The sequence below is a fragment of the Paenibacillus sp. PL91 genome, from assembly GCF_012935325.2.
Lineage (GTDB): Bacteria > Bacillota > Bacilli > Paenibacillales > Paenibacillaceae > Pristimantibacillus.
The window spans coordinates 809,239-835,287 of sequence record NZ_JABBYG020000001.1 but is presented as its reverse complement, the minus strand read 5'-3'; the positions used below and the strand labels follow the sequence as shown (position 1 = coordinate 835,287).

The 26,049-nt window shown below is 46.8% G+C and carries 27 protein-coding genes; 10 read left to right on the top strand and 17 right to left on the bottom strand.

The window, feature by feature from the left end; all coding sequences use genetic code 11:
• Positions 1-75: 75 nt before the first annotated feature.
• Positions 76-2,127: a molybdopterin-containing oxidoreductase family protein gene (locus tag HI950_RS04000; RefSeq protein WP_169081481.1), complete on the top strand. Its 2,052-nt coding sequence runs from the start codon at positions 76-78 to the stop codon at positions 2,125-2,127.
• A gap of 72 nt (positions 2,128-2,199) precedes the next feature.
• Here the strand turns inward: HI950_RS04000 and HI950_RS03995 are convergent, their stop codons facing one another.
• From HI950_RS03995 to aroC, 5 genes are all read right to left on the bottom strand, one after another.
• A complete protein-coding gene (locus HI950_RS03995; protein WP_169081482.1) occupies positions 2,200-2,805 on the bottom strand; it encodes an NAD(P)-dependent oxidoreductase in 606 nt (201 codons plus the stop codon).
• 80 nt (positions 2,806-2,885) lie between these two features.
• Positions 2,886-3,356 (bottom strand): GyrI-like domain-containing protein, encoded by a 471-nt coding sequence (locus HI950_RS03990; protein ID WP_169081483.1) that lies wholly within the window; start codon positions 3,354-3,356, stop codon positions 2,886-2,888.
• A gap of 159 nt (positions 3,357-3,515) precedes the next feature.
• Entirely contained in the window at positions 3,516-4,052 is a 537-nt protein-coding gene (locus tag HI950_RS03985) for a GNAT family N-acetyltransferase (RefSeq protein WP_169081484.1), read from the bottom strand.
• A 138-nt stretch (positions 4,053-4,190) separates the two neighbouring features.
• Positions 4,191-5,159, bottom strand: a complete 969-nt coding sequence (locus HI950_RS03980; RefSeq protein WP_169081485.1) for a 2-hydroxyacid dehydrogenase — start codon at positions 5,157-5,159, stop codon at positions 4,191-4,193.
• 110 nt (positions 5,160-5,269) lie between these two features.
• The gene (aroC, locus tag HI950_RS03975) at positions 5,270-6,325 is read right to left on the bottom strand and encodes a chorismate synthase (RefSeq protein ID WP_169081486.1); all 1,056 of its coding nucleotides are present in this window, start codon (positions 6,323-6,325) and stop codon (positions 5,270-5,272) included.
• 116 nt (positions 6,326-6,441) lie between these two features.
• Between aroC and HI950_RS03970 the strand changes: the two genes are divergently transcribed.
• Entirely contained in the window at positions 6,442-7,320 is an 879-nt protein-coding gene (locus HI950_RS03970) for a LysR family transcriptional regulator (RefSeq protein WP_223285086.1), read from the top strand.
• A gap of 46 nt (positions 7,321-7,366) precedes the next feature.
• Here the strand turns inward: HI950_RS03970 and HI950_RS03965 are convergent, their stop codons facing one another.
• A complete protein-coding gene (locus HI950_RS03965) occupies positions 7,367-8,392 on the bottom strand; it encodes an NADH:flavin oxidoreductase/NADH oxidase (protein ID WP_169081487.1) in 1,026 nt (341 codons plus the stop codon).
• A 164-nt stretch (positions 8,393-8,556) separates the two neighbouring features.
• Between HI950_RS03965 and HI950_RS03960 the strand changes: the two genes are divergently transcribed.
• On the top strand, positions 8,557-8,895 hold the full coding sequence (locus HI950_RS03960) for a winged helix-turn-helix transcriptional regulator (protein ID WP_169081488.1): 339 nt from the start codon (positions 8,557-8,559) through the stop codon (positions 8,893-8,895).
• Positions 8,896-9,026: 131 nt separating this feature from the next.
• Here HI950_RS03960 and HI950_RS03955 read toward each other — a convergent pair whose 3' ends face one another.
• Together HI950_RS03955 and HI950_RS03950 are read right to left on the bottom strand one after the other, a co-directional pair.
• Positions 9,027-9,896: a hypothetical protein gene (locus HI950_RS03955; protein WP_169081489.1), complete on the bottom strand. Its 870-nt coding sequence runs from the start codon at positions 9,894-9,896 to the stop codon at positions 9,027-9,029.
• Positions 9,893-10,933 (bottom strand): hypothetical protein, encoded by a 1,041-nt coding sequence (locus tag HI950_RS03950; RefSeq protein WP_169081490.1) that lies wholly within the window; start codon positions 10,931-10,933, stop codon positions 9,893-9,895. The genes HI950_RS03955 and HI950_RS03950 overlap by 4 nt, the downstream gene beginning before the upstream one ends.
• Positions 10,934-11,331: 398 nt before the next feature.
• On the opposite strand from HI950_RS03950, the gene trhO reads away from it, so the two are divergent.
• Together trhO and HI950_RS03940 are read left to right on the top strand one after the other, a co-directional pair.
• Positions 11,332-12,228 carry an oxygen-dependent tRNA uridine(34) hydroxylase TrhO gene (gene trhO, locus HI950_RS03945; protein WP_169081491.1) on the top strand — a complete coding sequence of 299 codons (897 nt, stop codon included), beginning with the start codon at positions 11,332-11,334 and terminating at the stop codon, positions 12,226-12,228.
• Positions 12,229-12,361: 133 nt separating this feature from the next.
• A complete protein-coding gene (locus tag HI950_RS03940) occupies positions 12,362-12,508 on the top strand; it encodes a hypothetical protein (protein WP_169081492.1) in 147 nt (48 codons plus the stop codon).
• Between the two features lie 84 nt (positions 12,509-12,592).
• Here HI950_RS03940 and HI950_RS03935 read toward each other — a convergent pair whose 3' ends face one another.
• The 3 genes from HI950_RS03935 to HI950_RS03925 all read right to left on the bottom strand — a co-directional run bounded on the left by HI950_RS03935 (position 12,593) and on the right by HI950_RS03925 (position 15,592).
• Complete coding sequence (locus HI950_RS03935) at positions 12,593-13,120, bottom strand: hypothetical protein (protein ID WP_169081493.1); 528 nt, start codon at positions 13,118-13,120, stop codon at positions 12,593-12,595.
• A gap of 77 nt (positions 13,121-13,197) precedes the next feature.
• Positions 13,198-14,304 (bottom strand): glucosaminidase domain-containing protein, encoded by a 1,107-nt coding sequence (locus HI950_RS03930; protein ID WP_169081494.1) that lies wholly within the window; start codon positions 14,302-14,304, stop codon positions 13,198-13,200.
• A gap of 280 nt (positions 14,305-14,584) precedes the next feature.
• Positions 14,585-15,592, bottom strand: a complete 1,008-nt coding sequence (locus HI950_RS03925; RefSeq protein WP_169081495.1) for an SDR family oxidoreductase — start codon at positions 15,590-15,592, stop codon at positions 14,585-14,587.
• Positions 15,593-15,791: 199 nt separating this feature from the next.
• On the opposite strand from HI950_RS03925, the gene HI950_RS03920 reads away from it, so the two are divergent.
• Positions 15,792-16,274, top strand: coding sequence for a PCYCGC motif-containing (lipo)protein (locus HI950_RS03920; protein WP_486187801.1), 483 nt, complete (start codon positions 15,792-15,794; stop codon positions 16,272-16,274).
• A 92-nt stretch (positions 16,275-16,366) separates the two neighbouring features.
• Here the strand turns inward: HI950_RS03920 and HI950_RS03915 are convergent, their stop codons facing one another.
• Together HI950_RS03915 and HI950_RS03910 are read right to left on the bottom strand one after the other, a co-directional pair.
• Positions 16,367-16,675: a hypothetical protein gene (locus HI950_RS03915; RefSeq protein WP_169081496.1), complete on the bottom strand. Its 309-nt coding sequence runs from the start codon at positions 16,673-16,675 to the stop codon at positions 16,367-16,369.
• 323 nt (positions 16,676-16,998) lie between these two features.
• Entirely contained in the window at positions 16,999-17,904 is a 906-nt protein-coding gene (locus tag HI950_RS03910; RefSeq protein ID WP_169081497.1) for a ketopantoate reductase family protein, read from the bottom strand.
• A 160-nt stretch (positions 17,905-18,064) separates the two neighbouring features.
• Here HI950_RS03910 and HI950_RS03905 point away from each other — a divergent pair, with 160 nt between their 5' ends.
• Positions 18,065-18,676, top strand: a complete 612-nt coding sequence (locus HI950_RS03905; protein ID WP_169081498.1) for a TetR/AcrR family transcriptional regulator — start codon at positions 18,065-18,067, stop codon at positions 18,674-18,676.
• Between the two features lie 176 nt (positions 18,677-18,852).
• On the opposite strand, the gene HI950_RS03900 is transcribed toward HI950_RS03905, so the two are convergent.
• Both HI950_RS03900 and HI950_RS03895 read right to left on the bottom strand, forming a co-directional pair.
• Positions 18,853-19,053 (bottom strand): hypothetical protein, encoded by a 201-nt coding sequence (locus HI950_RS03900; protein WP_169081499.1) that lies wholly within the window; start codon positions 19,051-19,053, stop codon positions 18,853-18,855.
• 25 nt (positions 19,054-19,078) lie between these two features.
• Positions 19,079-19,915 (bottom strand): VanW family protein, encoded by an 837-nt coding sequence (locus tag HI950_RS03895; RefSeq protein WP_169081500.1) that lies wholly within the window; start codon positions 19,913-19,915, stop codon positions 19,079-19,081.
• A 223-nt stretch (positions 19,916-20,138) separates the two neighbouring features.
• Here HI950_RS03895 and HI950_RS03890 point away from each other — a divergent pair, with 223 nt between their 5' ends.
• The 3 genes from HI950_RS03890 to HI950_RS03880 are packed head-to-tail and all read left to right on the top strand — an operon-like array spanning position 20,139 to position 23,156.
• The gene (locus HI950_RS03890; protein ID WP_223285085.1) at positions 20,139-20,912 is read left to right on the top strand and encodes an SDR family NAD(P)-dependent oxidoreductase; all 774 of its coding nucleotides are present in this window, start codon (positions 20,139-20,141) and stop codon (positions 20,910-20,912) included.
• A 21-nt stretch (positions 20,913-20,933) separates the two neighbouring features.
• On the top strand, positions 20,934-21,719 hold the full coding sequence (locus HI950_RS03885; protein ID WP_169081502.1) for an SDR family NAD(P)-dependent oxidoreductase: 786 nt from the start codon (positions 20,934-20,936) through the stop codon (positions 21,717-21,719).
• A 48-nt stretch (positions 21,720-21,767) separates the two neighbouring features.
• Entirely contained in the window at positions 21,768-23,156 is a 1,389-nt protein-coding gene (locus HI950_RS03880) for a mandelate racemase/muconate lactonizing enzyme family protein (protein ID WP_169081503.1), read from the top strand.
• A gap of 487 nt (positions 23,157-23,643) precedes the next feature.
• Here the strand turns inward: HI950_RS03880 and HI950_RS03875 are convergent, their stop codons facing one another.
• Both HI950_RS03875 and HI950_RS03870 read right to left on the bottom strand, forming a co-directional pair.
• Complete coding sequence (locus HI950_RS03875) at positions 23,644-24,642, bottom strand: mannonate dehydratase (protein ID WP_169081504.1); 999 nt, start codon at positions 24,640-24,642, stop codon at positions 23,644-23,646.
• 30 nt (positions 24,643-24,672) lie between these two features.
• On the bottom strand, positions 24,673-26,025 hold the full coding sequence (locus HI950_RS03870; RefSeq protein ID WP_169081505.1) for an ABC transporter substrate-binding protein: 1,353 nt from the start codon (positions 26,023-26,025) through the stop codon (positions 24,673-24,675).
• Between the last annotated feature and the right edge of the window lie 24 nt (positions 26,026-26,049).

The following is a 26,049-nucleotide window of genomic DNA, read 5'->3' as shown; positions in this document are numbered from 1 at the left end:
AGGGATCAAAAATCAGAAGCAGCTATGGTATGATTAATAAAGATGATTTTGGCTATAGGATGGAGTGACACGCGTATGAGCACAGCTACAATCAATGGAACGGTACGTTCCGTATGCCCCTTCGATTGCCCCGACACTTGCGGGCTTAGCGTTACCTTCGAAGAAGGCAAAATAACTAAAATTACAGGCGATACGGAGCATCCCGTTACTCGCGGAGCGATATGCAACAAGGTGAGACAATTAAATGACCGCGTCTATCATCCCGAGCGCCTGCTTTATCCGATGCGCCGTACGGGTCCGAAGGGTTCGCTATCATTCGAGCGCATCACATGGGAGGAAGCTTACGCGGAGATCACAGAGCGAATGAAGAGCATCATCGATGAGCATGGCGCGGAAGCGATTTTGCCATACAGCTTTTATGGCAATATGGGTGTTCTTAATGCTGAAGGCATGGACCGTCGATTTTTCCACCGGCTCGGAGCGAGCCAGCTTGATCGGACGATTTGTAACGCAGCCGGCTCCGCAGGATATTCGTACACCATGGGCGGCTCCATCGGCATTGATCCAGAGGATACGGTGCATACGAAGCTATTTATCATTTGGGGCTGCAACCTGGTATCTACCAATATGCATCAGACGATGCTGGCAACGGAAGCTCGAAAAAACGGTGCTACGATTATTCATATCGATGTTCATCGCAACCGCACATCGGCATGGGCAGATCGCTTCATTCATGTGCGACCGGGCACCGATGCCGCTCTCGCCCTTGGCATGATGCATGTCATTATTCGTGATGGACTTGCGGACGCAGCATTTCTCGAGCAGCATACACTCGGCTATGACGAGCTTGCAAAGCAAGCCGCCGAATATACGCCTGAGCGCGTAGAAGCTATTACGGGCGTTCCAGCAGCGGAGGTTGAGGAGCTTGGCCGCATTTATGGAACCGCATCTCCCTCCTTCATTCGTATTGGCAACGGACTTCAGCATCACGACAACGGAGGCATGATCGTAAGGACGATTTCATGCCTGCCGGCGCTAACCGGCCAATGGGGCGTTCGCGGCGGCGGCGCCATGAAGGGAAATAGCTGGTACTCGCGTCTAAACGGCGAGAAAATCGAGCGGCCAGATTTATTGCCAGATCCGGATGTCCGTACCGTCAGCATGAATCAGCTTGGCGATGCGCTTCTCGACCTGACGCCGCCGGTTCAGATGCTGTTTGTTTATAACAGCAACCCGGCTGTCGTTGCACCGGATCAGAACCGTGTAAGAGATGGTCTTATGCGCAGTGATCTCTTTACGGTCACGCATGATTTATTTTTAACAGACACCTGCAAATATTCGGATATCGTCCTGCCGGCGACATCGCATTTTGAAAACTTGGATTTATATACGTCCTATTGGCATCTTTATCTACAGCTCCACCAGCCCATCATGGAGCCTGTCGGCGAGTGCAAATCCAACTTTACGATCTTCAAGGAATTGGCGCTTAAGCTAGGGTTCGAGGCAGATGTTTTTGATATTACGGAGGAGCAAATGATTAGCGAAGCGCTGGATAGCGAAAACAATCCGTTCCTAAAAGGCATCACATTCGGTGAGCTGAAAAAAAATACGTGGATGAAAGCCGGAAACCATGAGCTCCCTCCGCTTACGTCATTGATTCCAACGGCATCCGGGAAAATTGAGCTTTATTCTGAAGCGATGCTGCAGAACGGATTGCCTCCCGTACCGGATCATACGCCATTGCGCGAGCCTGAAACTTATCCGTTTTGGCTGACGACTGGTCCGAACCACAGCTTCATCAACTCGACGTTTGCCAATCAAGAACGTCTGCAGAAGCTGGAGAAGGAGCCGCTCCTTCACATGCATCATGAGAATGCAGAAGCGCTTGGCCTTGCAGACGGGGAACGGGTAAAAATACGAAACGATCGCGGCGAGGTTGAAATGACGCTCCGAATCGGCAGCGATGTGCTGCCAGGCGTACTCGTTACGCAAGGCTTATGGTGGGACGATGATCGCAAGGGCCATCAAGCGGTTAACGCACTCACGCCTCAGCGGTTAGCGGACATGGGCGGCGGCGCGACCTTTTTCTCCAACCGGGTAGAAGTGCTGAAGTTGAATCCAAATTAATTATACTCAGCCTAAAAACCTGAAGTCCTTCCACAAGGATTTCAGGTTTTTTAGGTTGCGGCTTTATGCCGATTAATAGCAAATACCTACACGTTCACGGACAAATGTGCCGTTCAAATAGGCGGAAACCGCAAGCTCAGCCGTATCCGCAAATGAAATTTGCGAGCCACCGCTAGGTAGAACATCCTTCTGAACGCGATAAGCTCCTTTTAACTCCAAATGGACAAGTCTGGTCGGGCAAATGATCGTCCAGTCCAAATCCGATTTTGCTAATGCCAGATAAACCTGCTCGTGTTCCTTAGCGGCATCGTGATTTACCCGTTTATTTTCAATCGATTGGTATCTTAATAATTCGGGCTGCAGCTCGCTTTGCAGTATGCCGGCTGTTCCGATGGTGACGAGCCTGCTTAGCTTAAGCTTTTGCATAGCAGCGATGACCTGCTCCAGTCCGCTAATGAGCGTTCCATTGCCTTCCGTGTTCAAGGAACAAATAACGCCGTCGACGCCTGTCATCGCTTCCAGCACATCCTGCTCCTTTCGAACGTCGCCAATGTAGCATTCAGGCTCCGCCTGTTCAGGAGAGCGTACGAACAGCTTAGGATGTATCCCCTGTTCCACCAAGAAACGGCGAATATATTGACCGGTATTTCCGGTTGATCCAATGAGAAGCGGCTTCAATCGCAGTAAGGCTCCTTTTTCCTGAAAAATAGTTCAGTTATTTGTTTTTCTTCCAAGTCATGCATCAAAGTAGGTAAGGTTTACTCGGGAAAATAAATAGCTATCGTACTCTCCTCCAGCGCTAGAGTATGAATATCCGCCCAATACTCGAAATCAAAAGGACGAGGCCCGCTGATCCCTTCCGTATGGATTGTATCATAGGTACTGCCAATTTGGGATTCAGGCCCTTTATGAGTAACCTTCACATATTTTCCTGCTGGAATCGTATGTTGAACGAATTCGCCTTGCATATGTGCAAAATCGCTGACTTCTACCGCCACAATACTTGTGAACGGAACATCTGGCGTCCATTCGACTTCCTCATAAACTTGGACTAAGTATATCCCTTTATCATCTATTAGGTTTGCTATTTCATTACGTTTGCCAAAGAGCTCTTCGCGTAATTTCCCGACAATGCTCGTTTCTAAAACTTGATTCAAAGACGCTGTTGCCTTGTAACCAACCAGCTTCGTTTCATTACGTTCCAGCGTTTCCACGTGTCCCATTGTCATTTTGGCACAACTCCTATTTGAAAATAAAAGATAGAACCACAAACGATTCATTAACGATTATACTATGTTTTAGCTGTTAGAATATAGCAATAATAGAGAAAGAGGCTGCCACAACAGGTCGATAACCTTGTGTGGCAGCCATCCTCGCTTACGTTATGTTTAAACGATCTGCTTGGATTTCTCAAGCAAATAATTCTCATACAAATCTGGGCTTACTATTTTTCGCAAAAGATGCATCGGTCCATCACCATTGTTGAAGTCAAATACGTGAATGCGCTCGTAGCTTCTGCGTTCATACATAGGAAGCAGCCATGGATGCTTCTCGGCAGTTGCCAGCGTGACCGCCGCGGCGCCAACCTTGTCGCGAATGATCGTTTGCTCTACCCATGTCAGCAGCTTATCGCCTAAACCGGCTCCTTGATAAGCTGGATCTACCGCAAACCACTTCACGAAAGGGAAATCGGTAACGGCCTTTACCTCTTCGCCTTTGGACAACGTAATTGTTGCGGCGATTACTCCATCAACCTCGAGTACATAACATTCGTTGTTTTTGATGTTTTCTTGAATTAATGCCAAATCCGCATTTGCCGCCGGCCAGCTCAGCTCCAGTTCTCTGATCGTAACATAAGCCTCATAAGTAACGTGCAGCAGCCTCTCCGCATCCTCAATAACGGCTAATCGGTATACTTCGCTCATCTATTTCACCTCTGCGCCGAATGATAGGTTCATCAATGCCGATATATTTTATCGGAATTGTATGTATCATACTTTACCATCGGCGCTGAAGCGTGGCTAATAGACATTTTCTATCGATCGATTAAACATTCATTCGTTTTATTTTAATTCGTCCACCATACATGTTGGCGTTTGTCCGGACAATCCGCTAACTAGATTTTGCGCAGCAAGCATCGCCATATCAAACCTCGTCTGGGTTGTAGCTGAGCCGATGTGCGGCAATGTCAATACATTAGCCATTTGAAGGAAAGGATGGTCCGCATCAATCGGCTCCTTCTCATACACATCAAGGCCAGCAGCAGCTATCGTTCCCGACTGAAGCGCCTCGATCAAAGCCAACTCATCTACCGTCTGGCCGCGTGATATATTTATAAATATCGAGGATGGCTTCATCATTTTAAATTCGTTATGTCCAATAAGCTTGGTCGTTTCTGCCGTTAATGGCGCAAGCATCACAACAAAATCCGAAGCAGCAAGCAGGTCATTCAATTGCGAAAAACGTACGCCAAGCTTCTCTTCGGCTTCTGGCTTGCGGCTCCGATTAAAATAAGCAACATCCATGTCAAAGCCAAACTTTGCGCGACGCGCTACAGCCTCGCCGATCCGGCCCATACCGATAATGCCGAGCTTAGCATGATGCACATCTACGCCGAACAGCTTCAAGCCGTCACCTGATTTCCACTGACCATCCTTCACGTACCGGTCAAGCTCAGCGACACGCCTAGCCGTTCCTAGCATGAGAGCGAGCGCAAGATCCGCAACGGTATCGTTCAATACATGTGGCGTATTTGTTCCGATAACGCCTCGTTCCTTCATGGCTGCCAGATCAAAATGGTTGTATCCCACGCTGATGCTGCTAACGATCTTCAACTTAGGAGCGCGTTCGAGCAAGTCGGCATCAATTTTCATTCCCGCTGTAAGCAGACCACTCGCATTTGCAAGTTTCTCGTGAAGCATAGCTCGTGGTATATGGGTCGATTGTTCCCACTTTTCGATGTTACAGTGCTCGGCTATGTACGCTTCGACCTCATTTGGCACCTTGCGATCAATAAACACAGTTGGTTTCATTTACATTCTCCTCTCGGCATTCGACATCTATAAGCATATCATAAGATGTGGAAATAGCGTGCGAGCCGCAAGAAGTAATGATAGGCTAGCCGCAGCTAGCCCTGTTAACATTATGCGTGCATGGCGGCCTGACGCTTGATGAGATCCTCAACGACGATACAAGCCATCGCTTCGACGACTGGGATGATGCGAGGACAAATACAAGGATCATGACGGCCGATCGTTTCGATCATTTTTTCCTGCCCGTGAATATCAATCGTATGCTGCGGCAAAGAAATGGATGAGGTGGGCTTGACCGCTATCCGAAACACAATCTCTTCACCTGTGCTGATACCGCCAACGATGCCTCCCGCGTTGTTCGTTAAAAAACCGTCTTTGCTCATTTCGTCATTATGCTCGCTGCCAAGCATATCGGCTGCTGAGAATCCCGCGCCGAATTCTATGCCTTTAACTGCGCCAATTGACAGCATCGCCTTCGCAAGCTCCGCGTCCAGCTTATCAAATACTGGCTCGCCAATGCCGGGATGAACGCCTCTTATTCGGCATTCAACGATACCGCCGCAGCTATCCCCCACCGAAGCTAAATGCTCGATCTTCTCGATCATGCGAATAGCTGCTTCCGGATCGCATGCCCGTACGGCGTTTTTCTCGATTTCGTCCTCATGAAAGGTTTCGCATTTGATGCCGCCAATTTCCTTCGTGTAAGCGACGACGCTTATGCCTTTATTTTCGAGCAGCTTGCGAGCTACCGCTCCGCCCGCAACACGTCCTGCCGTCTCTCTTCCCGATGCTCTCCCGCTTCCGCGGTGATCACGAATGCCGTATTTTTTCAGATACGTATAATCGGCATGCCCTGGACGAAAGGAATACTGAATATCGCTGTAGGCATCAGGCCTCATATCTTTGTTGTGAAGCATAATGAATAGCGGCGTTCCCGTCGTCTTGCCTTCGAACATGCCTGACAAAATGCTAATTACATCATACTCTTTACGCGGTGAAGTCACCGACGATTGACCGGGCTTCCTTCGATCCATTTGTGTCTGAATATATTGTTCATCCAGCTCGACGCCGGGCGTTACGCCATCTACGATTACCCCTACCGCCTCGCCATGCGACTCACCAAAGGTTGTTATTTTAAAGCTGCTGCCGTACGTGCTACCTGCCATTTCTTGTTCCTCCTTGGACTCTGCTTTGACGCATTCCTATTATGTCCATTATAATTTCGAGAGTGAAATAAATGAAATTAAAATATAAGAAACTTGTCATAGAGAGGTTTGATATCATGCAAATGAGTATGGAGTGGTATCGCATATTTCTGCACACGGCGAAATTAGGAAATTTAACGAAAGCGGCGCAGGAGCTGCATATTACGCAGCCTTCGGTCAGCTATGCCATTAAGCAATTGGAAGCTCAGCTAGAGGTGAAGCTGTTTGACCGGCTATCCAAAGGCGTGAAGCTTACGCCGGAAGGCGTTGAAGTGCTCGATTATGTTGAAAAATCGTTCACTGCTCTGCAAGCGGGTGAAAGCCGGCTGCAATCGCTGAAAAATCTCTCTGCCGGCGAGCTGCGAATTGGCGCAAGCGGACCGATAATCAAGCATTTGCTTCTTCCGCTTCTGGATACGTTTCATGCCGAGCATCCCGCAGTGCGCATTCGGCTCTCCCAAGGCAAAACATCGGATATTCGGGCACGGCTAAAGTCCGGACAAATTGATATCGGCCTTGTCCATTTGCCTACCTCTGATCATGAGCTTGAAGTACATCACCTTACCGATATTCAGAGCTGCTTCGTTGTGGGACAAGCCTATCACCATTTGGCAGCTGAGCCTTTAACGGCACTAGCGCTTTCCCAAATTCCGCTGCTGCTGCTCTCTGCTGGAAGCAGCACAAGAGCGTTTGTCGAGCAGTGGTTCTCCTCCCAAGGCGTTGAAGCAGATGCCGATATGGAGCTCAGCAGCATGGACATGCTTATTGAGCTGGCTGGACGGGGCTACGGAGCAGCATTTGTGACGCAATCCTTCGTCAAGCAGGAGCTGGATGACGGGAAGCTCCTGCAATTACAAACGATTGAGCCGATTCCAAAACGATCCGTGGGCTATGCCATCAGACGAGACGCCTCATTGTCGTTAGTCGCCAACCGTTTCCTCTCTTTGCTCCAATAAACGGCAAAGAGCCTCTCCGCAGCAGAGAGGCTCTTATTTCTATTAATCAGTATGCTCTGCCGTATTGCACTGGCGGAGTTACCTCGCCTTTTACGGCTTGGATGGCATGAATAGCCCAGTAGGGATCATGCAGCATGCCGCGGGCTACCGCTACAAGGTCGGCATCCTCACTAGCAATGGTCGCTTCAGCTAGCTTTGGATCGTCCAGCATGCCAACCGCTATGACTGGCACCTGCAGCGCTTCCTTGATCGCACGCGCGAAAGGCACTTGATAGCCTGGATAATTGCCGGGTTGACGCTTGCCAACTGGTCCTTCACCACCGGTGGATACGTGGAACACGTCGACTCCCGCTTCTTGATACTGCTTGCTAAGCGCAATGCTGTGGCTTAGGTCATAGCCATTATCCATATACTCGATTGCCGATATGCGCATAATGAGCGGCATATCAGAAGGCATCTCGCTTTTGACCGCTTGAATGACCTCAACGCCAAACTTCGCAAAGTTATGGCCATATTCATCTTCTCGGACATTCATGCCTGGCGATTGGAATTGATGTACCAAATAGCCATGCGCGCCATGGATTTCGATCGTATCGACACCCGCTTCCACAGCTCTTCTTGCTGCTTCCTTGAATTGATTCACAATGACCTTAATCTCGTCCGTTGTAAGCGGCTTAGGTGTTTTGTATCTTGGTCCCGCTGATATCGCAGACGGACCAACGGGTTGATCCGCGTCTTCAGCCTTGCGTCCGGCATGCGCGATTTGAATGCCTATCTTAGCGCCGTGATGATGTACCGCATCAATTATCCGTTTGAATGCCGGTACCTGCTCATCTGACCATAGCCCTAAATCTTGATTTGTAATGCGGCCATCTGGATCAACATCTGTCATTTCCATAATAATGAGTCCGGCACCGCCAATTGCGCGGGAAACATAGTGTACATAATGCCACTCATTAGGGACTCCATCCTTCGCATCAACGGAATATTGGCACATCGGCGCCATTACGATTCTATTTTTCAGCTCAAGCTTTTTAAGTGTAAAGGGTGTGCTTAAATGTTTTACGGTCATGCTTCTCTCTCCTCTACGTTAGCTGTACTTGTATTTCCTGGCTCTATTGTAACCATAGTAATTGAACAAAAGAAAGTAGTGATCTTTTGTTCACATAGTTTCCGAAAAGTTACTTTTGTATTACACTTGGGTTTATAAGCATAAATATAAAAGGAGCTGATCTAATGAATGAGCTTAAACCGCTCGTTTTGGAGCGCGGAACGGCTGGTGTTCCTTGCGTTATCGGCAAGGCGCTTGATGTAATCGGAACCAAGTGGACCTTTCTCATCATTCGCGACCTGCTCGTTGACCATACGCTGCGTTTCAGCGAATTGCTGAAATCGCTTGAAGGCATAAGTCCCAAGACGCTGTCGCTTCGCTTAAAGGAGCTGGAGGAGCAAGGCATCGTCAGCCGGATGATCTATCCAGAGGTTCCTCCAAGAGTAGAATACACCATAACGGAAAAAGGCAAACAACTGGAACCGGTCTTTATCGAGCTTAAGCGATTTGGGCTTACGTTGTAGTTAAGGTCAGATAGCTTCTAGCTGGTACTGTTTATAGAGCTTATTTCTCAGTGTTATGCCCCATAAACTAAGCAACAAAAAGTCCTCGCTCAAGGAACAAGTGAGGACTAACTTATTAGAAATGAACGGCATTAATTGACTGCAATCACAAAAGGAACCGTTACCGTCATCCCCTCATACTGGAATTGTCCCCACAGCTTATAAATGCCCTTTTCAGGAAATACGGTATGGAACATCACATTCGCTCCTCCGCTCATCGCTTCCATCGCATGCGCATGCACGTACTGGTCAGCGCTGCTGCTTAAGATGACGCAGTGGCCGGATGTGCCGAGGAATGGCTCGACCCGCTTGATCGGATTTCCTGTCTCCGCGTCCATGAATCGATAAAGCAGCATCACCGTCTGCCCCGCTTTGATCTGATTAATCGCAGGACTTGCGGAAAACGTGACGTCTAAGCCGCTCACTCGTTTTTCAAATGTAGCATCTAGGGACAACGCTTCCTTAGACTCGTTGATCCCGTCTACTTGAATCCATTGTTTATGGATCGTGACATTTGACTTATTAGGCCGAAATTCTGTGGCAAACAGATATTCGCCCGCATATGGAAAATCAAGCGTCGCGCGAAAGGCATTCCCCTCTATTTGTTCGGGGTGCACATGCTGAAACGCTGACAAATCCTTGCTGACGACAATGAGATGCATAAGCTTCGTCATATCTTCTGTGAACCTCGTTACGGGTGCTCCCTCAGCATCGGTAACATGCAGCATTAGCTCCATTTTGCCCATGCTCAAACGCTTACCTTCCATTTCGGTTACAGTCACCTGATAACCTGATTCCGACGAGGATGGCATCTGTTCCGTCTGGAGCGCAGCCAGCAGTCCGCGTGTAGGCGGATTGATATCTCTGTTTTTGAGCGTGGCTGATCCGCATCCTGTGCAGGCAACCAGTAATATCAATAATGATATTATAATAAAGACATGTAGTTTTATGATGCTGCTCATTTGCTCCCTTTCTCGGGTGAGATCGCTAGCAGGCATAAACCGAGTGAGAGCAGCGAAGCCTGAACGATGGATCCCACCCACAATTCCGGCGACCATCCAATCCCTTCAGAAGCTGCCATCCAGCCAAAATAGCATCCCCACAGCACGATAGGCGTAATAATTGCCACTAAGCGGCTGCTAAACACACGTTTCCCATCTGCTCGTCGCCATAGCAGCAGCAAATCCGCACTTAGTCCGGCCGCAAGCGAAATGAATAAGCCGTGTAATTGATAAAAACCGTCTAAAACGCTCATCAATGCGGTTATAATCACGAACAAGCAGGTGATTGCTCCAAACGGAGGCTGCCATCTTTTTAACAGCAAAAATACCGGATACATAAATACAATCGTATTTAACAAAATATAAGTAAGTCCCCTGACCTGGGTATCTTCCAGGATACGATAGCCAAACAATCCGCTTGATTGGTTCGTATACCATTCGATAACATTCGGAGCGGCGAGATTATAGCTGAACATCCATACATACATGAGAAAGAAATTAACGATCCCCACTGCCAAAGCGAGTGATAATAAGCCAGGCAGAAACGTTTTCCAAACCGCCCTATCACTGCCCTGATCCCTCCACGCTGCTCGAAATGGACTTGTTAAGATCAAGATGCCTCCTAACATTAACGCAAGATGGGATGGACTTAGCAAAGCTTCAATGTCTACTTCGATGCCGAAAATGATGTGCCAAACCATATCGCATAGTCCGCCTGTAAGAAAAATAACGACTCCGAGCAATCCAAGCTCATACCCTTCTGGGATGGCTTGCCTCCATGTGGTGCCGTTTCGTTTCTTGGCATTTACGATTAATCCGGCTATCCAGACGGCGCATGCAAGAAACCCGCTGTACAAAATGGCATGCCAAGGGGTGAAAAAAGTTTCCACGGCTCCATGGTTATGCGCATAGCCATCAATAAAGACGCCCAGCACGAGCCATGTACCTAGCAGCATCGTTACGATGTGGCCTTTCGTTGTAACCTTGTATACGGGCATGTTCACACGCTCCATTTATTATTCTTGTATAAACTGCTCTGCTATCCTTTATAGGCAGCAGGCTGTTCACCGCGTAAAATTTTCTCCTGCTCGGCGAGAATGGTAAGCATTCGAATATCGGTTTTGTTTGCTAACACCTCCATCGTACTATTTATACGATCCCCGGTATGATTTTCATACATCGAAGTGTAAACAGCGCGCTGCCCTTGCGATTCTAATAGTTAGCCTAGTTAATAATTAATGCATTAAACCAACTTATGCCCTCCTCTTTTTACAATCACAATAGATTGGTTCTGTAAAAGAAAAAGGTTCGGAAAATGTTTTCTGTTGAATTAATGTGAAGAGTCAACTATAATATAGTATGGTTTTTATTTGTCTACCGGAAAGGAAAGACTGCGATGAGCGACACTAATCAATTTCGAATTTTATTGTATTATAAATTTGTAGCCGTACCGGATGCAGAGCAATTTGCTGCCGAGCATCTTGCATATTGCAAGGAATTAAACGTGAAGGGCCGTATTCTGATAGCCGATGAAGGCATTAATGGCACGCTCTCTGGCACGATTGAGCAAACGGAGAAATACATGGAGGATTTGCGCGCTAACCCGCTATTTTCGGACATCGTATTCAAAGTTGATGAAGCTGATCAGCATGCCTTCAAAAAAATATTTGTCCGTTACAAGAAAGAGCTTGTTACGCTTCGTTATGATAAGCCATTAGATCCGAATACTTTAAGCGGCACTCGTCTATCTCCTAAAGAGTTTCATGAGTATCTGCAAAGAGAAGATGTTATCGTGCTTGACGGCAGAAGCGACTACGAATATGATCTTGGTCATTTCCGCAATGCGATCAGACCTGATTTGGAGACGTTCAAGGAATTCCCGGAATGGCTTCGCGAGAATATGGCTGATTTCAAAGACAAGCCGATTCTTACTTACTGTACGGGCGGGATTCGCTGCGAGAAGCTCACTGGCGTCATGATGAGCGAGGGCTTCAATGACGTTTATCAACTAGAGGGCGGTATCGTCACTTACGGCAAGGATGAGGAAGTGCAAGGCAGACTGTTCGATGGCAAATGCTACGTCTTCGATGAGAGAACATCCGTTGTGATCAACCAGACAGACGAAGCAGTCGTCGTAGGCAAATGCCACCATTGCGAGCAGCCGGCGGACACGTACATCAACTGTGCGGATGATTCCTGCCATCTTCAGCACATCGTGTGCAAAGAATGCGAAGAAACGAAACATGGCTTCTGTTCCCCCGCATGCGAGGAGCATGTGGTCAGCTTAAAATAATGCAAAGACCCTGCTTCGACTTCGAAGCAGGGTCTTTTTTTTCATATTTGGAGAACAACATGATTTGGGTCGAACTTGGTTACCCTAATCTTGCCTCATGGTATAAGGCAATTAAGCGTTTGGAGGTAATACGATGGCTCGCAATAAAAATAAGTCGATTCCAAGCAAAAATCAGGCATTTGCAGCAAGCTCCCAAGAAGCGGAAAATAACTTGGCTGATTCAACTGAAGCGAACCGCAATCAGAAAGGCCATGTGCCTAACAGCCCGTCTACCGGCTAGCTAGCAGAACAAACAGCAAAGAGCTGCCTAGCGATGTGATCGCATGGACAGCTCTTTGTTGTTGCTGCTTCATCATCAAGCCAATCATTTGTTGATAATGGACTCCCAGCGATGCTTATATTGCAGAAGTCGCGGATGAAGCCTTGCAGGCTCCTCAATGAGCAGCAATCTAATTTTTACAATCCATTCCTCAAAGGAGGAAAAGGATGCGAACAAGTTGGCTGTCTCTCCGGTCATGAGCAGAAACAACGGCTTCGGATACGTTTCCACCAAATGCCTCAATGCAGAATCGATTGGCGTATACTTTTTCCGCTTAACCTCAAGTCTCTCCACTACAACATTCGTTTCATTGCGATCCCGCTTCCATTCATGCAGCTTATCTTCTCGTTTATAAAAGGGACTTACCTCTTCCTTTGACATTCGCTTTACGCTTTGCTCATGTAAGGGATAGAGTACAAGCTTAACGAATAAACGTTCCTTTGCAATGTATGCCGCAAGATCAAGCTCCCGTTCGGTCGTATGCTCAAAGGAATCATAATAAACGAGTGTGCCTTTGCGCTCATCCTTTGGCGGCTCATAGCCGAACGGCATTTTTTGAACGGTTTCACTCATGCTGGTGACCTCCTATGTATCCTTTACAAAAGTTTCCTAGGAGATGAAAATACCATATTTGATCATAAAATGCCAAGTTACAGCTTTCGATAATCGCTTTTCATAATACTTTTTACTAAGCCCGACCATTTCGAATTGGCGGGGCAATATTTTCTTGCGACCTTCTCGATCGTGGTCAGCCCTTTGCCGACGTAGTTTTTAGACAGGAGCTGTCCGAATTTTCGTACGCTGTCTCCTTTTGTTTTAAAGCTGAACGCTTTGTTGTACTTATCGCCATCTATCGCATTTAAGCCAAATAAATTATTTTTGCTCTTAGCTAGTTTGCTTTTGCCATTGCCGCTCTCCAGCTTCATGACGGCAATCGTGAAATAAGCGTTTATGCCATACTCCTCTTCAATTTCAAGGATAGCTTGTTCCAAATCATGCCCGGATAGCGCGGTGCCTTCAAATATTTTTGAAATATGCTCCTCCGTTAGGCCAGAATCCGATTTCACGATCGAGGTGGGCTTGCTCAGCTCTTCCTCTTCTTTTTCCACTGCTTCTTCATCTATACTTTCGGATTGCAGCGCACTCTCCGTGCTGCTATCGTTGAATGCGTTTGTCGGTTGACGATGGCTTGCGGCGGGAAGGGACAAAATCGATACTTTCCCTTTCTCTTTCACTTTTTTAGCATAACCGCCATGTATATATCCTCCATCTTGAAGCTCAAGCCAGCCGTTATCGGCTACTGCTGTTACTTGTAAGGTTGTTCCTTGCTCGATGACCTTTATGATGCTCGATTTTGCGCTCGGTTTAGTTCGAACGTTTAGATAATATGCGGTAACCTCATATGTATTTGCTTGCTCTTTTGCATCTTCAGGTGCTTCAACTGTCTGTGTTTGATTATTTGGAGAGGTAATTGGAGGCTCCCCGACCTTATTAATCGGTGCTCCGTTATCGGAAGGAATGGGTATCGGTGAAGGGATGGGTAAAGCGATGGAAGCAGCGATTGGATTTGGGCTTGGGGACTCGCTTGCGTCAGTAAGCAGGATGTTGCTGACTACTGGTTCAATGATCTCCTGCGAATGAACGACCGAACCTACCTTAGCGTCCTTATCTAAAGGTTTCACATACATGCCTAATGTTATGACTAACGATAAAATAAGCAGGTAAACGAACAATTGCTGATTCAACTTTTTACGCATAATAGTACCACTCCCTTAAATTAATGTAAGATGCCTGTTGCGATATAAATGAGATGGCAAGAATTCGCAGATACAAATAAAAAGTGGACGGTCTGTGAAGATTATATGTCGATGCCTGCTCCAAAAGACGAGTTTTTAACCTTCTTTCCGTGCATTTGCTAATTATGAGAAAAAATTAAACAAATTCCACTTGGCTATCGTCACGTTTTTGGTACTTCTATATAGACACAAAAAAGCTCTTATTCCCTAGAGAATAAGAGCTTTTTGTATCGTTATTGGCCTATTTTTTGTAGCCGGCCGCATGGGCAGCAATAATCGAATCCATCTGCTCATTCCATTCCTTGTCCTCGCTGCATCGCTCAGGATGAGCCTCAAACCACGCTACCGTTTGCTTAATGCCTTCCGCAAACGAGGTCGTCGCCTCGAATTCAGGAACTAGCCTTTTGATCTTGCTGTTATCGAACACGCTCGTAACCGCTTTGTCTCCAAGAAGACCTCCCACAAGCTCGGGGTCATGTGAAATGAGAAAATCGGTCGAAATATGAACAAGCTTCGGTTCAGCGCCAGCAGCATCGCCGATAGCCTCGTAAATCTGATTCCAGGTTAGTACTTCATCAGAGGTAATATGATACGCTTCTCCAATCGCTTCCTCTCGTCCAAGCAACCCGACAAAGCCTTTGGCAAAATCGGTATTGTGCGTCATCGTCCAAAGCGATGAACCGTCACCATGTACAATAACGGGCAAGCCTGCTCTTATCCGGGCAACAAGCGACCAAGGATGCGGCCAGCTATTCAATGCAGCAGGTATCATCGTGTCACCGTAAGTAAATGACGGTCTTACTATTGTGACTGGAAAACCGGTAGCTGCCTGTTCTTCATACAGCAGCTGCTCGCATGCTATCTTATCGCGCGAGTACTGCCAGTACTGATTTTCAAGCGGCGTTGCTTCTTCGGTTATAATATAGTGCTTGGGCGGCTTCTGATAGGCCGAAGCCGAGCTGATGAATATATATTGCTTCACTCGTCCCCTGAACAGCTCAATGTCTACGCTTACATGTTCAGGCGTGAACGCAATCCAGTCAACGACAACGTCGAACTCAAAGCCTTCGAGCGCCGCAGCCGCAGCTTTGGGATCCCTAATGTCGCCGATTATGGTCTTAGCGCCCTCTGGCACGAAGTCGTCCCGCTTCCCTCTATTAAAGAGATAAAGCTCGATTCCGCGCGCAATCGCATGCTTCGATACTGCCTCGCTTATTAAGCCTGTCCCGCCAATAAACAATACCTTCATGATATTCGCTCCTTTGCTTAATGGAATAATACGAATGAAGCAACCAGATCCATCATTTTTGAATTGTCAATTAATAGTACCATATGCGCCAATCTTTTAATATTTGAAAATGATATAATGTAGCCACCCCATCAAAAAGGAGTGGCTTTAACTGAAACGATTAGCTTTAACGACTATCTATTCCGTTGTTTTATCCTCCTTGCTGCTTAGCGCTTGCGGCAGCGCTGCGAATTCAAATAAACAGACGAATGAAGCCGGTGAAGTGCATAATGCGGATCATGGCCATCATCAAACCGCATCTGGCGATCTGCAAGAGAAAACAGCCTCGCTAAGCGTGCTTCCGACTTTCTTGGAAGGAGCTACACCAACGGTGCAAACGGCTTATAAAACCGCAGCAACCGTAACAGATATTTTGCCCTATATTCCTTGTTATTGCGGCTGCGGCGAAAGCGCAGGCCATATGAGCAACCTAAATTGCTTCATCGCGAAGCAGAATGATGATGGCTCTGTCATCTGGGATGATCACGGCACACGCTGCGGCGTATGCATTGAAATTGCGGTAACGGCAGCTGCAATGAAAGCAAGCGGCATTGAAGCCGAACGAATTCGCCAGATCATCGACGAAACGTATAAAGAGGGATATGCTAAGGCGACGCAGACGGAGTTGCCTCCTGCTTCCTAATGTAAGACTGCTTGAACGTTTTCCACATGACAGTCTAGATCACGAATGCGTAGCTCTAGACTGTCTCGCTGATTTTCTTGGCTTTTTAATAACTATTCATTCATGCTAGCATTGCTTAAACGATTAAAATGATCCTTCGTCCTCTTAATGATAAATTTGGAATCCGATCTTTCAACCCTTCTATCGCTTGATGTAAAATCTGCTATGAAGCGGTCTAGCGTTACGTCTAGCACGACCTCATCGGATTTTACAAACACGAGCTTATGAATGGATTCATCAAGCAAAGGGAAATCCCCCATAAAAAACTCATTTTCCAAATAAGCGAAATATGAAGTTTCTGTCGTCCATTTCGTCCCCGTTGCTTTTTCCATCTCGTCCCGTGAGAGATACGGTTGAAACATATACATATGATCCCAATCGAAAGAAGCTACCTCCGTCATTTCAATGTTCATTGAAAATAAAGTTTTAGACTGGAGTTGCTGATCCGACGCGTGTTTTAGAAATACGAAATCAGCAGCTTTCGAAAAATAAGTTTTAGACTGACCCTCAATAAAAAACAGCGGTAGCATTGGACGAGAAAATAAAGTCCTAGACTACCGCTGTTTTATTGAGCTATTGTTTCCCATTAGAGTTCAAACATATTGAATAGGAAGAACCCAATCATTTATCTTAGATGCCACTATGCCACTATGGTTACTTCAGTATCCGGTTTGCAGTCCTATGTTTAGTCTATGGTGATGTCATCACCATTTTGATATCTTTTATGAAACATTTCATCTAATAACATTATTTCTGCTTTTTGGCTGACGGCATGGTTCCCAAACTTTACATCAATAATAAAGTCATTGTTGAGCATCTGGTGGTAACGGTAAATAATATCGTTTTCGGGTAATTCCCCCATTGCCTTTGTTTCGGGTGGGATTACCGGAATTCCGGCTTGCTCTACCAGGTGAATGTTTTGTTTAATATCTGCGGCGATCTTGCTTAGAGTGCTTACACTCCTTGCTGACTCTAAATCCACCATTCCGTCATTCGTATAGAAATGCTTGTTGACGATAGCCAATGCAGTATGTGAAATATGGAATGCCTGAATGTCTTTTTGGATTTCATAATGCAAATCCACCGATTCAAATATTTGGGCAAGCTCTTTCACTCTTTCGGTAGTCAATCCATTTATTTCACCAAAAATGGTTCCTTGATGTTTTTCGGAACCGAATTGGGCATATAGAACATCCTCTTTGATGTCTCCACCCGCCCCCGGGAATCCTGGGAGTAACCTGTCCCCCACGATTTCAAGCCAGCTGTCATATCCAATGGTGTTGGTCAAGGTGACAATGGATTTGCTCTGATTATTCTTGATCACAGTTAGGGCAGATTCGGCCTGATCATATCGTACTGGAACAAAAATAAAATCATAAATGTCGTCGTTATCAAGCTTTTCTATCGTCTTGATCGGTATTTGCTTTATTGTTCCATTATCGTTGTATCGCAGTCCGTTCCTTTTCAGTGCATCCAGTCTCTTTCCTCGCGCCAGCATTGTTACGTCCAGTCCGTACTGTGCAAATCGGAGAGCGTATACACTACCAATCACACCAGCACCAAATATCAAAAGTCTCTTTTTTGTGTTCATTATGTTCCTTCCTTTCAGTAAATTCGTCACAAATTGTTTAAGCAACATCTGTCTGGTAAAATAATATTACTGTATTCTTATGAATTCAACAGGCAGATTCAGTGGAAAGTTGCATAGACAACACATTGTGATATTTGATGTTTTAGAAGGGGATATGCATATGGTAAATCAGCAAGATCCAAGGGTTTTGCGCACACGACAGTTAATAAGGGAAGCATTCAGAGATTTGTTGCGGAGTAAAGAATTTGATGCAATAGCCATAAAGGATATCGCACAGAAAGCTACCATTAACCGTGCCACCTTTTATGCCCATTATGAAGATAAATATGCTTTGCTTGAAGAAATCACAGAACAGGTTTTTCGTGAGATGATTCCCGAGCAAGTGATGAATGCGCGGGAGTTTACAATTGAAATATGTGACCAGTTGATCTTGCTGACACACCACTACATAGTGGATTTTTATCAGGTATGCAGAATGGATTCCAAATCGATTGCTGCGCTTGTGGATGAAAAGGTAAAGAAGATGTTGCAGCAAATAATTGAAAGCATTTTTTCGAAAGGGCACTATACGGACCGCCACCATACAAAGATCATTTCGGCTATGACAGGCTCAGCGATCTATGGCGCTGCGCATTATTGGTTAACTGTTGGAGAAAATAATCGAACCGATTTACTTATAGACATTGTTCGTCCCTATGTAATGAATGGTCTGGGGTTGTATAGCAATTGCGATGAATATATAAACGACTCGCCGACAGCGCCTTTAGGTTAACGCTTACGCAGACTATCAGTCGAACACTTTATTTTATACGAACTCGCCGGCCAGTTTCTGGAGCTGCAGGAGGCCGTGTAGCAGGTTCGCCAGTCAACAACTTAATTTTACGAGTCTAATACTTTATTTCTCAGTCTAATACTTTATTTTCCCAGTCTAATACTTTATTTTTCAGTCTACCACTTTATTTTCTCTGAACATTCAAACGAATCTTTTTTCTGTACGACCGCCCCTAAATGATGTATAAATTGGTCTGCATTTTCATTGTTTATCTTGATTGAGCGATAGTTTGCATAGCTGATCAGGATAGGCACATAAATGAAAATAATAAATAGGCCGATTAAAGAGATTAGAATCGTTTTTTTTGCTTTCCGCATAGATTACCTCCTTAAAATCGTTAGATTACTTGCTATCGTTCGAAAAATATTCTCCAGCAGTCAATAGCGGCTCATACATCATAATGGCATGATTTTCAGTAATAAACTCGTCTGAAAGCTGCTCCTGGTCCGCATTAAACACTTTCCGATAAATCGTATTGTGTCTTATATAAGCTCCCCAAAACTCTTGTGTAATCCAGTGTTCCTTTTCGTAGACTTGATAGGTATTAACGGCTGAGGCAACCGATCGCCATTCCCCTACCAAGTGCGTATCCGTCAAATAAACGACTAATTGGTAGCATTGCTGAGTCTGATTCTCGATCTGTAAATCCAAATAATTATACGCACAGGTTGCTCCGCTGCCAAAAGGCTGCGTGCGCCCCGAATCAGGAAAAACATCATAGCTATGCCGGTACCTCTCGGTAACCGTAAGCGGCGAATGCAAGGTCATCCAATAGATTAAATTAGACAACTGGCACAAGCCGCCCCCTACTCCCGTGACAACCTTTCCATAGAACAAGATCATGCCGTCTAGGTACCCTTTACTTTTCGTAGGATTGCCTATTAAACGCCAATAAGAGAAGGTTTCTCCAGGTTTGATGAGGATATGGTTTAACCGCTTTGCTGCAATTTGCAGATTTTTCACTTTGTTATGCTGCAGCCATTGATCCACTTCCTTCAGCTGTCTGGTGAGCGGTGTACGATGCTCAGCAATGACATGCGGCAATAAATCGTTATCCGTAATTCGCATTCGCTTAGCGTACTTCCTGCTGTCAGTGAACCAGCTCCAATAACGTTTGAGCCGATAATATTTGGTACCCGCATAAATTCGAAATGGGCTTCTCTTAATTGGCTTGTGCATGATTCTCTCCTATTCAATACCATTGGGATCGGCGTGTTTTCCAAATGATAAATTGGTATTATATCCCTATTTTAACACGGTTCGAGAGATTGAATGACGTTTGCAAAAAAACAAACAAAATCATAACTTTACGTCATCGCCATACGAGGGTCAACTTACTAAGATAAAGCTACAAGAGTTTTTATTCAGCCTATGTCTACATGGATGGAGGGGGTCGTTGCATTTGCAAAAAAAGCTTTTTTTTATAACGGATTCAGACTGCGGCAGCGGTAAAGCGATCATTAAACGATTGGCGCAAAGCGGTGCTCATTTTATTTTGAACAGTTATTCAGGTGGGTCGGCGCTTGCCGAGGAATTAGAGTTGATTCAAGAAGCCAGCTTGCTAGCGATCGTCGTCAATATTGACCTTTGCAATAGCGCAGAGGTCACTGAGATGCTTCAATTCGCCGAGCAGCAGTTAGGTACAGTGGACGTTCTCATACACAACAATAACCATGTTTACCCAAGTACGATTGAATGTAGCGATGAAGAGCCATTTGTACAAAGCGTTGCGGTAAATGCCAAGTCCGCATTTATTTGTACGCAAGCGGTCGGCAAGCAAATGATGGGAAAGCAAGCGGGAAAAGTTATTTTCGTGTCCTCTATTCATGCCGAGAAACCTACAGGCTCCGCCTTTACCTACAGCATTTCGAAAGGCGCGGTCAAAATGCTCGCAAAGGAAGCAGCCCTCGTGCTTGGCCGATACGGCGTCAGCGTGAATACGATCGAATTAGGCCCGCTAGGCGGTGATGACCAACTATTTCAAAGCACGATCTCTACGCTGTATGACGATTACGAATTTAAAGTTCCTAATGCTGTATTAGGCAGTCATGAAGATTTGGCTGAGCTGGTCACGTTCCTCTCCTCGGATGAGGCGCGCTATATCAACGGGTCAGATATTAGACTCGATGGCGGCTTTCTGCTGCATTACATGAACTTTAAGATGAAGCGACCTTAACCGCCGGTATGGAGGTGCTGTATGAGCATTGCAGGAAAAATAGCTTTAGTTACCGGTGCCGGTACAGGGATTGGCAAAGGTGTGGCCATTGAGTTAGCGCGCCGCGGCGTACAGGTTGCCGTTCATTACAATCAAAGCGACGCCGGCGCAATTGACACCAAGCAGCAAATTGAAGACTTTGGCGGCAGCGCCATGATTGTGCAAGCCAATGTCGCGCATAAGCAAGAAATTGAGCGAATGGTCGAAACGGTGGCAGAGCGCTACGGCGGAATTGACATCTTAGTCAATAATGCTGCCCTTCAACTGAACTTTGATTTTTTCGAGCATAACGAATCTTCGTTCGATCGCATGATGAGCATCAATCTGAAGGGCTACTGGCAATGCATACAAGCTGTAATCCCTTATATGAAGGTCAAGCAGTCCGGCAGAATTATAAATATGTCCTCTGTTCATAGCAAGCGCCCTACTGATTTCGACGTCGTTTATTCCATGACAAAAGGCGGCATTCGCATGCTCGGCAGAGAAAGCGCGATTGAACTTGCTAAGTACGGAATTACCGTCAATACGATCGAGCCTGGCGCTGTTGACGTCGGCAAGCAAAGCGCTCGCGAGTCCAAGCCGATTATGACGGCCGAGGATATCGAGAAGCATAAAAAAACGAGCCGCTCGATTCGTGACAAGTTTCCGCTTGGCCGCGTCGGCCGTCCGCTCGACGTAGCGCAGCTCGTTTGTTTTATTGCGTCGGATGAGAGCGAGTTTATGACCGGCTCTTCAATCAGGCTTGATGGCGGCAGCATGCTGCTTTGAGATAAGCAATGCATGATTTTACCAATAACAATCAAGGAGTGAATAATCGTGTCTAATAACCAATCCTACGAGGAAACGCTAGCCCATGTCAGTACCCAATCAATTCCGTCTAAGCTTCGCATAACCGATATCAGATTTACTGATATTGTTGGCGGCCCGTTTCATAGCAGCTTGATAAAAGTGTATACCAATCAAGGGTTAGTCGGATTTGGCGAAGTGCGTGACGGTGCCGATAAAGTGTATGCTCAAATATTGAAGGGTCGTCTGCTCGGTGAGAATCCATGCAATATCGACAAGCTGTTTCGCCGCATCAAACAGTTTGGCGGTCATGCAAGGCAAGGCGGCGGCGTAAGCGGACTCGAAATCGCTTTATGGGATTTGGCAGGCAAGGCATACGGCGTACCCATCTATCAAATGCTCGGCGGCAAGTTCCGCGAAAAAATCCGCATGTACTGCGACACCGAGGTAGTCGGCAAAGATACAGGCACGGCAATGGGCTTAGCGCTCAAGAAGCGTATGGATGAAGGCTTCTCCTTCCTTAAGATGGATCTTGGCATCGGGCAAATTATTAATGAGCCCGGCACGTTAAGCGCTCCGATCGGCTTCTTGGAGGAAATGCGCAGCATCTCCAAAAACCGCTACAGCAACAATCATGATACGCTTACAGAGGATGAAATTCGTGATATTCGGAATCAGCACTATGACATCCACAACATCCCCCACCCTTTTACCGCGATTCATGTAACGGAAAAAGGCCTTGATATGCTTGAGCAATACGTTGCGGATGTGCGCGCCGTTATTGGCTACGAGGTTCCGCTTGCCGTCGATCATTTTGGACATATCGGCCTTGAGGATTGCATTAAGCTTGGACGGCGCGTCGATAAATTTAATCTGGCTTGGATGGAGGATATGCTTCCATGGCAGTATACGGATCAATACGCCAAGCTCTCGCGTGCCGTTGCCACTCCTATCTGCACAGGCGAGGATATCTATTTGAAGGAAAACTTCCGTCCACTTCTTCAAGCTGGCGGCGTATCGGTTATCCATCCCGACGTGCTGACGACTGGAGGCATATTGGAGACGAAAAAAATCGGCGATATGGCACAGGAATACGGCGTTGCAATGGCCATCCATATGGCGGAAAGCCCAATCGCTTGCCTCGCAGCCGCACATGTTGCCGCAGCTACCGAAAACTTTATGGCGCTTGAGTACCACTCCTGCGAAGTGCCTTGGTGGGATGACATCATCATAAGCAGCAAGCTTCCGAAAAAGCTAGTTCAAAATGGCTTTATCCATATGACCGATGCGCCGGGTCTTGGCATCGACGATCTGAATGACGAAGTTTTGGCTCAGCACCTGCATCCGAAAATTCCGGGCCTATGGGAGTCCACAGACAACTGGAATCATTACCACTCCAACGACCGGCTTTGGAGCTGAGACGAGTTTTGTTGCCTATAAGCTTAATAGAAGCGGGATGCTCATAGGGCATTCCGCTTCTTTGCGCTGAGTATCAGACACCCCTTTCATATGGCGATTCATATGTTTGCTCTAGAAATAGGCATTTCGTGTTTATCGAGTAGAAATAGATCTACAATCTAGTCTTATTTCTACCATCGGAACAATTTTTACAGAAATAAGTCTAGAGATTAGACTTATCCTATCCCCGCAAGTTTACTAAACGAGCATTCAGCGCTTTTCGTGCCCGATTGGTCTATTTTCTATAGCTATTTTTTCCATAACCGCTCGTGTCTGTGAAATAAGTCTAAAAGTTAGACTTAAGCATGGCTCGCAAACCGCCCCGCCATCCGATCGCGCATCTATTTATTTCGCAACTATCGCATATCTAGCTCCTTATGCAAAAAACACCTCCAGCACCACTATAATAGCGGTGTTGAAGGTGCTTCTCTACTAACGCTCTCGTTTCCTAAATGCTTCCACTCGCTACTGTCCCTTTGACTGCTTGAGCAGCTGCGGCTGCTTCCATCAAGCCGCGAATGTAGCCGATTCCGTATAAACGGCCAAGCAGCTCATAGCCTGGGTTAGCGTTGTCCTCGCCTTCCATCGTCGGCACATGATCGGGCCTTGCCGGTCCGTTAAAACCGACCTCGTAATACGTGTGCATCGCCTCTAGCATATTCGTTTGCCCGTCATCATGGAAGGTTTCCTCAAACTTCTCCGGCGTTCCTTTGACATCGCGGAAATGAACGAAAAACATTTTGTTCTGCTTCGAAAATTGACGGATTACGCTAGGAATATGCTCTCCAGCGGTCGCCAAGGTGCCTTGGCATAATGTAATCCCGTTGTATTCGCTTGGAACTAAATCAATGGCGCGCTGCAAAGCTGCTGCACTGGTCAAAATACGTGATACGCCTCTAATCGGCGTAATCGGGGGATCATCGGGATGCAGCGCAAGCTTTACCTTCGCCTGCTCCGCTACCGGCACGATACGCTCCATAAAGTATTGAAGGTTTTCCCAAAGCTGCTCCTCGCTCACGATCCCAACTTCCGTCAGCGGCGCGTCCAGCATCAAGCTATGATCGTAGCTTGAAACGAGTGCTCCTCCGCGCGTGCGCGTAGTTGTGGACGTTCGGAACCAGTTGAACTGGGCCATGAAATTATAGCAAAGGACGGGAATACCAGCCGCACCCATATTCGTAATAAACTGCTGAAACACTTCGATTTCGGCATCACGTCCCGCAGTGCCAAGCTTGATCTCATTGCTCGGCGGCATCGATTCGATCACGGCCAGCGCAAGCCCAGAGTCGGCAAACCTTTGTTTCATCCGGATAAGAGGCATCAAATCCCATGGCTTCTCAAGCTTCTCTTCCCATGGCAGCCCTCCAACAGCATGATCTACACCAAGCTGCTTCGCCAAATGCCATAATCTAGAAGGCTGGGACGGGAATACTTCTGCTAATTGCATCTGTAAAACCTCACTTTCAACTTTGGATGATTAGCCTGCAACCTTCGCTGCAAGCTCCTTGCCCATCTTGTCAATTTTGTTGAACGCATCCTCAATGGATTGCTGGCCGAACGTAACAGCCTCCATCTCCTTCTTATACGTATCGACCCATTCCGAGAATCCTGCAGCCGGCGGGTAGAACGGCAACGCTTTGTCTAGCGACAGATCATATATTTCTTTGCCCAGCTTATCTTTTGGTTCAAGATTAGGCTCAAGCTCTTTATACACATCCGGATTAATCGGAATCCCGCGCGTTAAGCCAAGAGCGCCACCAGCTTCTTTATCGGTAATGAACCATTTCACGAATTTTTTCGCTTCGTCTTTGTTTTTGGAATTAGCGCTGACGCTCAAAAAGATGGTAGACTGCGCCCAGCCGCCGCCAGAGGGTCCAACAGGCATGTTGACAACGCCTACTTTACCCGGCATGAGCTGCTCTAACGCGCTGACGGAGCCCGTTGTAGCACCTCTTGTCATAACGACGCCGGATGCCATCGGATCGGCTTGCGGATCATTCTCAAGAAACGCGGCTGCTTTCTCTGCGGGAGGAACGATCTTCGCTTTCCGGAACTCCTCATACGTTTGATAGAAAGCCATAAACAAATCCTTGTCGAGCGTGAACGTTTTACCGCCGTCAGACATCACCGGAGGCTTGCCCATCGAGGTTTGATAATAGTTGAAGCTGTCCCAGGTGGTCGTATCGCCAATTGGATATTTCCCTTCGGGCAGCTTTGCTCGCGCATCCCTTGCCCACTGGAAAAACTCATCGTACGTCCAATCCTTATGCGGAAGCGGGATGCCGAGTTGCTCAAGCTCCGTTTTATTGAACGCAATGCCTTGCGCATTTTGACTGAGCGGAATGCCGTATAGCTTGCCGTCGATTTGTAAATTCGTAATGACCGACGAATCAACGATGCCGGTTAGATCAATGTCAGAGAGATCCTCTAGTTGGCCGCGTGACACATACTCTTGGATGTAGGCAGCATCCATTTGCAGCACGTCGGTTATGGACTTAGAAGCGGCAAGCGTCGGCAGCTTCTGCCAGAATGCATCCCATGCCATAAATTCCGGCTTGAACGTTACGTTTGCATTTTGCTGCGAGTAAATATCGAGTGCCTTCTTGGTCGCCTCATGACGCGCATCCGGCCCCCACCACATAATGCTGAGCGTCGTTTTGCTGCCCGCCTCTTTGCCGCCTTCGTCTTCTGGCTTTGCCGTGCTATTCGTCGCATTATTCGTCTGCTTGTCCCCATTGCCGCCTCCGCCTCCGCTGCATGCAGTCAACACTAGCAGCAGAGCCAGCATCAGCAAACCGAAGCCCTTTCCCTTTGACCAACCTTTTTTCATCCTTGAGCATCCCCTTTACCTTTG